At 36.3% G+C, this 11,025-nt stretch carries 9 protein-coding genes and 3 riboswitches; of the genes, 6 read left to right on the top strand and 3 right to left on the bottom strand.

Features of this window, described 5'->3' with window-relative positions:
• Positions 1 to 67 precede the first annotated feature (67 nt).
• On the bottom strand, positions 68 to 1,738 hold the full coding sequence (locus AC1DOS_RS13610) for a M4 family metallopeptidase (protein WP_477537938.1): 1,671 nt from the start codon (positions 1,736 to 1,738) through the stop codon (positions 68 to 70).
• A gap of 838 nt (positions 1,739 to 2,576) precedes the next feature.
• Here AC1DOS_RS13610 and AC1DOS_RS13605 point away from each other — a divergent pair.
• The 3 genes from AC1DOS_RS13605 (at position 2,577) to AC1DOS_RS13595 (ending at position 5,838) form a co-directional block, all read left to right on the top strand.
• Entirely contained in the window at positions 2,577 to 2,759 is a 183-nt protein-coding gene (locus tag AC1DOS_RS13605; RefSeq protein ID WP_477537937.1) for a hypothetical protein, read from the top strand.
• Positions 2,760 to 2,939: 180 nt separating this feature from the next.
• Positions 2,940 to 3,710 (top strand): sugar phosphate isomerase/epimerase family protein, encoded by a 771-nt coding sequence (locus AC1DOS_RS13600; protein WP_477537936.1) that lies wholly within the window; start codon positions 2,940 to 2,942, stop codon positions 3,708 to 3,710.
• A gap of 736 nt (positions 3,711 to 4,446) precedes the next feature.
• A riboswitch (SAM riboswitch) is annotated at positions 4,447 to 4,550 on the top strand.
• A gap of 109 nt (positions 4,551 to 4,659) precedes the next feature.
• Complete coding sequence (locus AC1DOS_RS13595) at positions 4,660 to 5,838, top strand: acyl-CoA dehydrogenase family protein (RefSeq protein WP_477537940.1); 1,179 nt, start codon at positions 4,660 to 4,662, stop codon at positions 5,836 to 5,838.
• Between the two features lie 536 nt (positions 5,839 to 6,374).
• On the opposite strand, the gene AC1DOS_RS13590 is transcribed toward AC1DOS_RS13595, so the two are convergent.
• Positions 6,375 to 6,542 (bottom strand): hypothetical protein, encoded by a 168-nt coding sequence (locus AC1DOS_RS13590; protein ID WP_199224065.1) that lies wholly within the window; start codon positions 6,540 to 6,542, stop codon positions 6,375 to 6,377.
• Between the two features lie 855 nt (positions 6,543 to 7,397).
• Here AC1DOS_RS13590 and AC1DOS_RS13585 point away from each other — a divergent pair.
• Positions 7,398 to 7,559 (top strand): Spo0E family sporulation regulatory protein-aspartic acid phosphatase, encoded by a 162-nt coding sequence (locus tag AC1DOS_RS13585; protein WP_477537939.1) that lies wholly within the window; start codon positions 7,398 to 7,400, stop codon positions 7,557 to 7,559.
• A gap of 617 nt (positions 7,560 to 8,176) precedes the next feature.
• On the opposite strand, the gene AC1DOS_RS13580 is transcribed toward AC1DOS_RS13585, so the two are convergent.
• The gene (locus AC1DOS_RS13580) at positions 8,177 to 8,524 is read right to left on the bottom strand and encodes a hypothetical protein (protein ID WP_477537935.1); all 348 of its coding nucleotides are present in this window, start codon (positions 8,522 to 8,524) and stop codon (positions 8,177 to 8,179) included.
• 878 nt (positions 8,525 to 9,402) lie between these two features.
• Here AC1DOS_RS13580 and AC1DOS_RS13575 point away from each other — a divergent pair.
• Positions 9,403 to 9,585 carry a recombinase family protein gene (locus AC1DOS_RS13575; RefSeq protein WP_477537934.1) on the top strand — a complete coding sequence of 61 codons (183 nt, stop codon included), beginning with the start codon at positions 9,403 to 9,405 and terminating at the stop codon, positions 9,583 to 9,585.
• 389 nt (positions 9,586 to 9,974) lie between these two features.
• A riboswitch (SAM riboswitch) is annotated at positions 9,975 to 10,081 on the top strand.
• Positions 10,082 to 10,292: 211 nt separating this feature from the next.
• Positions 10,293 to 10,398: riboswitch (SAM riboswitch) on the top strand.
• A 146-nt stretch (positions 10,399 to 10,544) separates the two neighbouring features.
• Positions 10,545 to 11,025 (top strand): uroporphyrinogen decarboxylase/cobalamine-independent methonine synthase family protein (locus AC1DOS_RS13570; RefSeq protein ID WP_477537933.1); only part of this gene is annotated, 481 nt, incomplete at its 3' end.

Here is an 11,025-nt window from a genome sequence, read left to right as displayed (position 1 = left end):
CTACCGCTATAATGCAGCTGGGGACTGGCACCTTTATTTTATTTCTGCATACGTTCCATTTAACTACTTAGTAAATTCCCACCGCATCAAAACCAGAATGAACTGCGACCTCTTCTTCGCTACTTTCACCATAAATATCGATTGCAGACTGAACGATAGCTTGACGTGCGTCGCTAAAGTTTGAATTAGGGTTTAAATAAACAGTTAAAGCACGATAGTAAATTCGCCCTAATTTTTCCCTTCCGATTTCTTGACCAATCAAGTATGCAGCATGATTGGTAATGGAGGAGTTAACATGGACACCGCCATTATCTACATTAGTTGGCATATCATAATATTCATCCATATGATCCGGATAGACCCCGCTGCCATATGCTGCTCTTTGCGCATTACTAACTACAACACTGTTTGGATCACTTAGGCTGCRCAATCTCGTTACACCTTCAGCTTTTGCAGCTGGTGCCATAATATTCTCACCCATTTCCCAATCTTCATCGTCAACGAGTACACCAAAAACATCAGCGAATGATTCGTTTAGGGCTCCAGATTGATGGCGGTATACTAAATTTGCAGACTTAGAAATGACACCATGAGTCATTTCGTGGGCAGCAACGTCAAGACCGGCTGATAGTGAAATAAAGAACTCACCGTCACCATCTCCATATGTCATATAACTGCCGTTCCAAAATGCGTTGTTATAATTATTGCCATAGTGAACTTTAGAAACGATTGCCATTCCTTCCCCATCCAGGGAATTACGGCCATGTTCATTTAGAAAATACTCATATACCTTCTCGGAATTATAGTGTGCATCGACAGCAGCTCGATCATAGTCGCCTATAAATGCAGCAGAATTCCCAACATATAGAGTATCATTCTTTGAACTCCCATCATTGTTAGCATCATAGGTAAAAATACCTTCAAGATTCTCATGAGAGTAATCTGCTAACGCAAACTTAGTCCCGGATTTCGGTTCCTTCACTTGGGTGATATGTAATTCCCTGTGATCGCCATGAACACCTTTTCCAGCACCTTTTTGTGTTTTATTTTCTTCAGCATGCATTAAGCCATTATACTTATCGATTACTTCTCCCGTATTTGCATCCACAAACACAAACCAGTTTCCAGGTTCATCACCCATGAAGTTAACATTCACTTTAAAAGCTGTATGATTTTCCTTTTCAAAAGGATAGACAACAAGCTCAGTAGTTGGCTCATATGTCAGCTCTTCAGGGGCAGTGACAGAGGATAACGCCACCTGTAGTGCAGCATCACTACTTAAGGAGGCAGTCGTGTCCACTCCATCATCGGCAATAGTCTGATTTATTCTTCCGTTTACGGATACTATTTCATTATTCTCATTAAAATGAACAATAACTTCGGATCCTTCTACGTTAACTCCATTTATTGCCTGTTTAAAACGGACGTGAGTCATACCCAGTTCATCTTTTTGTACACTTTTCACTTTTAGGTTTTTATCCGGATTTGTAATTCCGGTTTTAACTTGGTTTTTCTTCAAATAATTCAATGCATTGGAAGGGGTGCTAGTAGAGAATTTCTGTTCAAATCGCTCCTTCACAAATAAAGGAACGCTTGCTTTCTCATTCCACTCCTTAGAAGCTTGTACCCTATTAACCTCACTCGAAACAACCGACTGCGCAAATACACTACTAACTGGGATAGAACCTACCAACAATGCTGACGACAGAAATACGGGTACAATTAGCTTTTTCTTCAATATTTTATACCTCCTAAAATTGGATAATTTTAATTATAAATTAGTATAAAATAATTCGAATGAATAAATTGAATTATTTTAATTTTATAAATAATTAAAATTACGCTTAACTACGCCTTGGTGTAGGTATAATTTACCAATTAATAAATTTATTTGAAAAATAGACTCGTCGCTGTGGAATAGTTGAAGAATCTGATATGAATGATTTTATTTTTTTAATAAACCTTGATAAGGAAAAGGTTAGCCGAAGGTATTACATTCAAAGGGGATATTGATTTGAGACTTTTAGCAAATTAGCAAATGAAATAATCTTTAGAAGTAACCACAAGGGCGCTTTTTTTGTTTTCCCGTGAGAAGAAAAGAAATGGATGGAATTGCCGAAAGAAATTGGTAGCGTTCTGACTATGGACGGGTTGGAAGAAAGCCTGATTTCAAGATATTAGAATTTCTACGTGGTGTTCATCCGATACTCGTAATATAAGTTGATTGCGACCATTTATGGGCCCATTCCACTCTAAAGAAGGTCTTATGAGCCCCTGTTGTCCTCATTAATGTTTTGGAGTAAGTTGAAGGAAATTCCAGATGTGGAGTCGAATTGATTATTTATCGGGGGAGTTCAGTGAAAAAATATTCAGTTCACTTATCGTTTAAAAACGGATTGGACATGCAATTTGAAACAGATACTAATGTTAAGTTGACAGAACCTCAATACATAAATGGAGGACAATTCATAGTTACGGAAAATGAATATATAATTAATGTTCCATGAAATGAATGTTGTTCAATTGTTGAATTAGTTATCTATCATTGTTTTACTGAGGAAGATAGCAATAACGATATGTTTTTGCATATTCATTTGACGGTGACCAAGCGGGCTGAAGTACCTGTTATTGTAAGAGAATGGTCTTTAGGTATTCCACCTAATTCATTAGACGGTCTGGATGAGCTTCAAAAAAATCTAGCGTTTAAGGCATATGCGTCCGTACAGTTATTAGCATTTGAACAAGGAAGCAGGAGTTAAAAGCAGGAAGAAGGTATCATGCCAGTTCGGAATTTTAGGCAAAGTGTTGAAAATGGCTGGCTTCCTTCGAAGTTTTTCTAAATAAAATTATTAATGAAGAAACATATGAGTGAAGAGCATGGATGAAAGATAAAATCACATAAGTGATGTTCTTAACTAATAGAAATGAGGATATAAGTGATGACGAAAATTCCAGTAGCTGTACAAATGTATACATTGCGAGAGGAAAGCGAGCAAGATTTTTCCGGTACCTTGAAAAAGGTTGCAGAACTTGGCTTCGATGGAGTGGAATTTGCCGGATACGGTGGAATGACTGCGAAAGAAGTAAAAGTGCTATTGGATGAACTTGGCCTTCAGGCAGCGTCCAGTCATGTGCCTTTAGAAGAATTGGAAAACAACCTGGCCGGGGTTATTGAAGACCAGAAAACGTTAGGAAGTAATTATGTAGTTTGCCCTTATTTATTGCCTGACCGCCGTTCAGAAGAACATTATCGTAACCTTATTTCTATATTGGATCAAGCAGGGGAAAAGTGCCGCCTTGAAGGCATTACACTACTTTATCATAACCATGATTTTGAACTAGACCTTCTCTCAGATGGCAGAATGGCGCTTGAATCCATTTTAGAAGATACAAACGAAGACAATTTAAAAGCAGAGTTTGATGTGTATTGGCTGAAAAAGGCAGGAGAAAATCCAGTTGAGTGGATTAATAAATATAAAAATAGAACACCGATTATCCATTTGAAGGACATGACGACTGATGAGGAACAATTTTTCGCGGAGCTTGGAACAGGCGGAGTTGATATTGAAGCAGTATTGAATATAGGAGAAGAAGCGGGAGTTCAGTGGTGGGTCGTTGAGCAGGATTTCACTCGCCGGACTCCATTTGAGAGCATTGGAATGAGCATTAATTTTTTAAATACAAAACTACCGCATCTTGCAAAGAAATAGAATGAGAATGAAAATGAGTACATTAAAAGAAGCGTAATCGGTTGTGAAACAATCTCTATAGTTCGTCATCTTCCAGAATATCAGAATAATATAAAGGTAGAAATTGTTGCAGTATGTGATATTGTCGCCGAACGTCCATAAGCAATGTTAAAGCTCATACTTTGCTTATGGTTTTCGGAAAATGCACATAACGATAACTTTTTGAAACTATTCCATTTGCCTTTAGCAGTAGGTATATGCCCAAATATGCTAAATTGGCGTTTGATTTGGAAGAGAAGAAGACCGGTGTGGCGAAATGTACATTTGAGGACATACCCTTAAAATTGTGGCCAGTGATTCCGTTATGCGAGATGAGGGGAATAGGCGACAAATGTAAACAAACCTTCATGGGATGGGGATTTTTATGGTTGGCGCGAATAGCGATTTATAAACACTTGAAGTACGCTTTTTTGTAATGGGAAATCAACTCTATCATCATGCCTGGGGAATTGATTTATCGGAACTCAAGACCTTTATTAGAGGGGCAGTTAATTATGGAAAGGGACAAATCCTATTTCGAGATTATGTAAAAACGGAAGATATCTTTACGGTTAAAATGTGCGAAGACGTGAAGAGACCGCACGTGACCTAAAGAGAATAATTAGTTCTAAATATAATTTAATTCCTATTGGTTTTGTAATGTTTAAAATTGACTTCATTCAATTCCAGCATTAAACTCATCTCAATAACTTCATATTTCTTATCAAGAGAAGCAGAGGGACTGGACGAATGATGCTTCAGCAACCGCTTTGATCTATGGTATGGTCTACAGCCAGAAAGAACCGTCTTGAGAGATAAGTGTACTTAATGTACATGACACTCTTTTTGTTTTGAAAGATTTTTTTATTTTCGTTTAATTCGTACTTAATCAATATGAATAGTAGGTTACATATATTAAAGGAGACGAACACTGTTGAGTAATTTATATATAAAAACGGAAAAACAAAAAAAGTGGCTCGATAAATTGCAACAATTTGAAGAAAGATTTAAAAGTAGGTCTGCGGAAATTGATGAGCTTTCCGTTTTTCCAATAGAGAATATGAAGGATTTAGTCGGTCTTGGTTATGCAAGTCTTACATTACCAACTGAACTAGGTGGAGAAGGATTCTCTGTTTACGACATGGTCCTTATGCAAGAAACGCTTGCAAGTTATGATGCTAGTACTGCATTATCCATTGGCTGGAGTTTAGGTGTGGTTGGTGAGTTATTCGAAAAAAAGCTTTGGACAAAGGAAAAACTAGACTTTTTCGCGACTGAAGTTCTAAATGGGGCACTAGTAAACCGTTCTGTTAGTGAGGCACAAACAGGTAGTCCCACGCGCGGGGGCCGTCCAGGTACAACCGCTATAAAAAAAGGAAATACGTGGGTAATAAATGGTCGGAAAATTTTCACAACGGCTTCTCCGATACTCTCATATTTTCTAACCTCTGCTTGGATTGAAGAAAAAGAAAAAGTAGGTTTCTTCCTTATCAACAGAGATTTAGATGGGGTATCAATCGAAGAAACGTGGGATGTCGTATCCATGCGCGGAACGAGTAGCAACGATTTAATATTAAATAATGTAGTTGTCCAAAACTCTGATTTAGTCGAACTTCCGGAGTTTGTAAGCGGCGGGAAAATAAATGGTTGGTTACTCCATATTCCAGCTACTTATCTTGGAGTAGCACAAGCGGCACGCGATTACTCAGTTCATTTTGCTAATACGCATACTCCAAACAGTTTGAATGGACCAATTGCACAGTTACCAAATGTTCAACAGCTAATTGGCGAAATAGATTTAGAGCTTATGAAAGCACGATTCGTCATCTATGGAGCGGCTTCTTCTTATGATAACGAAGCAACAAGACATTTACTGACAAATGAAGTAAGTGTTGCAAAACATATTGTGACAAACTCTGCTATAACAATTGTTGATAAAGCGATGCGATTAGTTGGAGCGAAAAGTCTACAAAGAACTAATCCATTACAACGTTACTATCGTGACGTTCGCGCAGGATTACATAACCCTCCGATGGATGATATGACGATAAAAAAACTGGCACTAACTGCATTGGAAGAAGATAAAAACAAAAATAATAAAGATAAATAAGTAATCTGGTTCAGCGGGTTTTTTATTTCATCGAATGAGAGTGTTTGCCTTGTCTTGGTCAACTAACGGGTGCTTTAGTTGAAGAACAGGAGATTGTCATAGACAATCTTTTTTGTTTGTCTATTGTCCCAAGACAGAATGGATATTTATTCACTGGACTGGAAAGCGAAACCGCCAAAAGCCCGTCAACTCGACCATGAATATTCGATGAATATGGAATTGATCGGTGTAAAAAGGAAGAAATGAGAAACCGCAAGGATATGATTGTTCTTCAAATTCATCCATTCTTTCTTGTCATTTTCAATTGGAACATTTTCTTTAAAAAAGCATTTATCATTCACTGCTGAAAGTGAAACGAGATAGAATAATTTGAAGAGAAAAAGAAATTAGTTAATTGTTCATTAACTATAGATAATCAGTGTAATGAGGGTGAGATTACTGTAGCAAACACTACTTTTGTTCACTTCAATTTATGGACAGTATTTTTAATTAGATTGAGAAAGGCGAGTCCATATAGCTCTCACCTTTCAATAGTATTATTTATTTTTGTTGGATTGTTGATTCTTGTTTTTGTTGTTAACAATGTTTTTAGGTTTAGAATCAAAGTCGGCAGCAAATTCTTCTTTGTGATTGTTGGGGTTTTTGTAGATTCCAAGGCTGTTATGCGTTCTTTCATTCAATGTCTTTTTGTTGTTTTTACTCATGGATGTTCACCTCCTAGAGTCTAATGTGCTCTGTTTAGAAGGTTTTATTCTTAATGGACATTTCTTCTTTTTAGGTGTTAATTACCTAGCCTTTTCACAAGGAAAGGCAATAAAAAATAGGAATAGTTAATCCATTATTAGTAGCAAACACATTAACTCCATATTGAAAGAAGTTTGATTAAAATGGAGTTGATTAGGTTGGTTGAGTGTTAGACCATGCAGTGACCACGAAACAAATATACAAAGATAAACAAACGTAAAAAACAGGATCTTTGTTTTCTTTCTACCTAATTCGATGCAAAATAAAAGCCTACCAACAAAGGCAGGCTCGAATTTTGAAAAGTTAGACTTGACCTTAGAACAAGTAACCAAAGCCTGATAACCCTCGGTTGCTTTTCACGAACAATGAAAAGAAGAAATCGCGTTCTATGAAAGAGATGGTAATCAAAAATGATAATCGTTATTAAAGACTCTTGAAAGTGTATTCAAAGTCCCAATCACACCGCCATGAGATTGGGACTTTTCCTTTGAAAAATATAGATAGACAATTATCGCTTTACTTCAAGAAGGAGTAAAACGTTTTTCCTTATTACTTTTCAAGCGGTGATCAATATAATGTGAAAAAGCCCGTACTGGACGTTCTTTTTGTGTTCCCTAAGACGTTCGTTATAGGGAACAGACATTTTTCATAATTCATTCTTCTTAAACTCCCATAATCAGTCGGTGATTTCAAAAAACCCTATTAATAATATTTTTCATTTTTACACAATGTGACATTTTTTTACAAGACCAATGTTATAAGATGTTCTCTGGGTCTAACACTAGTCATTTTGAGAAAGAGGAATGAAGAAAAATATGCAAAGTAAAATGTTCTTATTAGGGCAAATAATATTAAAAAAGAAAGTTATGTACCATAGAGCGAAGCATTTTGGTTTTACTCACTCTAGTGTAATAGCATGCAGTCAAGAACTCGATGTGCTACTTAATCAATACCAAGAAATCCAAGGATCTTATTGATTTGACCAAGTTTTTATCCTGGTTTTGAAAACTCTTTTGTTTACCAATTATAAAGTCAAATCGTTAATCACCAGGTAGTGTGATTGCGATTTTTATTATTTTTGAAAATTAGGTGTAAAACATTTTTGTAATTGATAAAATTGAAAGTCACTGATGTTCCTTGACCATTCGTTAATGAAATTCCTACAGGCTGACCAATTAAGTTCCATATTTTCTGTTGCCAGGGCATACAAATCACTCCTTGATACCATATGGAGCTAGCGGAAATTATGTGAATATGGAAAATAAATATAATGCATTTATGAATGAAATAAGTGCCAATGGTACCTATCTGATTTAAGGGAATGTGACGAATGATAAGTGAAAGTAATAGCTACGAAAGAAAACCCACGGCCGGTTCCCTGGAATTTTCTTGAGAGTCTAAGCGTCTTCATTAATTTCACATAGCCTGTACTGTACCCTATGAAGGGAGTCAAAAAGTGGTGAATTCATTGTGTTTTTTAAAAAGCTAACTAGTAAGAACTAGTTAGCTTTAGATACTGACACACTCAATAGTTCTTTAAAGAACTATTGAGTGAGATACTCCTCAGATAGCGAAAAATCGCCCCGARGTCTTTTTAAAATAAGAAGTCATTACCAATTAAAGAAGTTGCATAGTATGTTCCGGGATCTGCAGCGGCAGCGATTTCTACACGTGCATCGTCGGTTCCGTGATGTGCAACGATTTCTGCTCGTGCATCGTCGGTTCCGTGATGTGCAACGATTTCTGCTCGTGCGGCGTCGGTTCCGCGAAGTGAACAGATTTCTGCTTGTGCGACGTTGGTTCCTCGAAGTGCAACGATTTCTGCTCGTACACCGTTGGTTCCGCGAAGTCCGGCGTCTCCTGCTCGTGCATCGATTGCTACTAAAAGGATCCTGGAACATGAAGTTACATAACCCTCTGTTGTTAGACAGTTCGACTGCATTTTGTATACCGTCAAAAGTAAAACATGACATATTCAAACCTCCTTTCAACTTTATTAGAGAAAGAAGGGAGATTAGTATCTCTTTTTCAAAAAAAACTAACTTGTGCTGATGCACAGTTCTTTCCCATATTGTAAGATACGAAATTTTACTAATAATGGTAGAGACAAACGTATATTATTTAAAAATAAAAACGGGAAAGTGATGGAGGGCGACTATTTACGAATCGAAGGATTTAATACGCTAACCGCAAGGATTCTCGACAACTATTTGAAACAGAAAATACAAAGTCTGCATGATTTGATCAGGACTTATATTCAAAAAAACCTAGGATCTTATTGATTTGACCAAGTTTTTATCCTAGTAATTTCCTGAGGATAACCCCTGACTTAATTCTTTGGTTATGGAAAAAAGTTCATATAATCGTTCTTTATCAATCCGTATTCGCATTGATAAAGAGCTGATGATGCCGATTGCCACAAGTGGCAAAAAGAAGAACAGAACGGTAAGGAGGGGGGAAACACTTGATGTTTCTCTCCTTTTTACTTGTCTTAAATCTATAAATAAACTATTAACTTATCTTCTGTAAATATTAATATAATTTTTACTCATATAAAGATGTTATTGATAAAATGAGGGCAGAAAATGATGATGGTAGAAGATATGGGTTAATTACAGAATGATTAGAGCTGGAAAATTATTTACCTCCTGTACTTATTAAAGAACAATTTTAATATTGAGTTAAATAGTGTAAAAGATTCGCAAGGTCGCCTCGATTAGCCGGGCACATGCATTTCATGCCTTGTACTTGGGTTGGGTGAGGTTTTCATGCCCTTCTTCACCAATGCCTGTACATATAGGCGAATAAATAGGATGTCGTATGAGTAAGATAGCATACATAAGAGTTTCATCTGAAAAACAAAACACAGCACGGCAATGGAAAGCGCTTAAAGAAGCGGGCTGTGAGTTGTTTTACGATCGCCCAGAATTGCAGAGAATGCTATCTGAAATAATAGAAAGCGATATAGCTTCTTGCGAAATACTTCAAAACGACATTGGATGAACTCATTGACCGTTAACACTGATGAGCTAGATAAACCAACAAGAGGTGTTTAACAAAAACAAAGCTTACTGTAAACATAAAAGGAGATAATTTCTTCTCGTATAGCCCCTGTGTGAGTTTTAACACTTCGGCAGGACTATACTTCCACTTATTGTTTGCGGTTGCTTGGATAACATAGCCGTCAATAAATAAGGTTTGTATGCCCTCGTATTAAAGACTTTAGGGGATGAAAATTTTAAATAATAGAAAAGGGAAAAAACAAATTTCCAGAAAATTGTTTACTTTATTAATTTTATGTATTAATATAACAATTAACTTAAATTCGTCGATTGTAAAACGACTAAACCCTAAACCATCTAAACCATTAATAAAACTAAATAGTTAATTTCTACTTATCAAGAGAGGTGGAGGGAAAGGCCCTTTGAAACCTCGGCAACAGACTCATTATTGAGCACTGTGCCAATTCCTTCAAGCGATTATSCTTGGAAGATAAGTTGAGATCTTGTCTACTAATGACGAGTCTCTTCTTGTTCCCAAGAAGAGACTTTTTTGTTTTTTAAATWATAAAAATAAAAAAACAAATTTTAGAAAATTGTTTACTTTATTGAATTTATGTATTAATATAACAACTAAGTGAAATTCGTTGATTTCAAAACGAGTAAAACTGATACCATTTAAACYATTAATAAAACTAAATAGTTAATTTCTACTTATCAAGAGAGGTGGAGGGAAAGGCCCTTTGAAACCTCGGCAACAGACTCATTATGAGCACTGTGCCAATTCCTTCAAGCGATTGTGCTTGGAAGATGAGTTGAGATCTTGTCACGTATGTTTAATGATAAGCCTCTTCTTGTTTCCAAGAAGAGGCTTTTTTGTTTTTTGAAATATGGGTTTATTAGCAACAGCTTCAAATAGAAATGGGCATGAAAATACAAAAATAGAAGGAGTGTAAAAAAATTATGAGTAAAGTAAAAAGTTCGAATTTAGGTTATCCAAGAATTGGTGTAAGACGCGAATGGAAAAAATCGCTGGAGCAGTTATGGGCTGGGAAACTAGAAAAAGAAGCATTCTTAAAACAAATTGAGGAGATTCGTCTAAACAATCTTCAGAAACAAAAAGATCTAGGAATTGACTTGATACCAGTTGGAGACTTTAGCTTGTATGATCATGTGCTTGATACAGCTGTTATGTTCGGATTAGTACCGAAACGTTTTGAATACAGTGGAGGTAAAGTATCGCTAGAAACGTATTTTGATATAGCACGAGGCAATAAAGGTGCGGTTGCATCTGAAATGACAAAATGGTTTAACACAAACTATCACTATATTGTTCCAGAGCTTAATGAAACAGTACCTACTCTTGTCGAAAACCGTCCACTTCAATTTTATAAAGAGGCTAAACAGAAACTTAATATCGACGGAAAGCCTGTTATCTTAGGAC

Source organism: Paenisporosarcina sp. P5_A11, from assembly GCF_056400705.1.
Note: the sequence above shows the minus strand (reverse complement) of the source record. Positions and strands in the feature narration are given on the sequence as shown.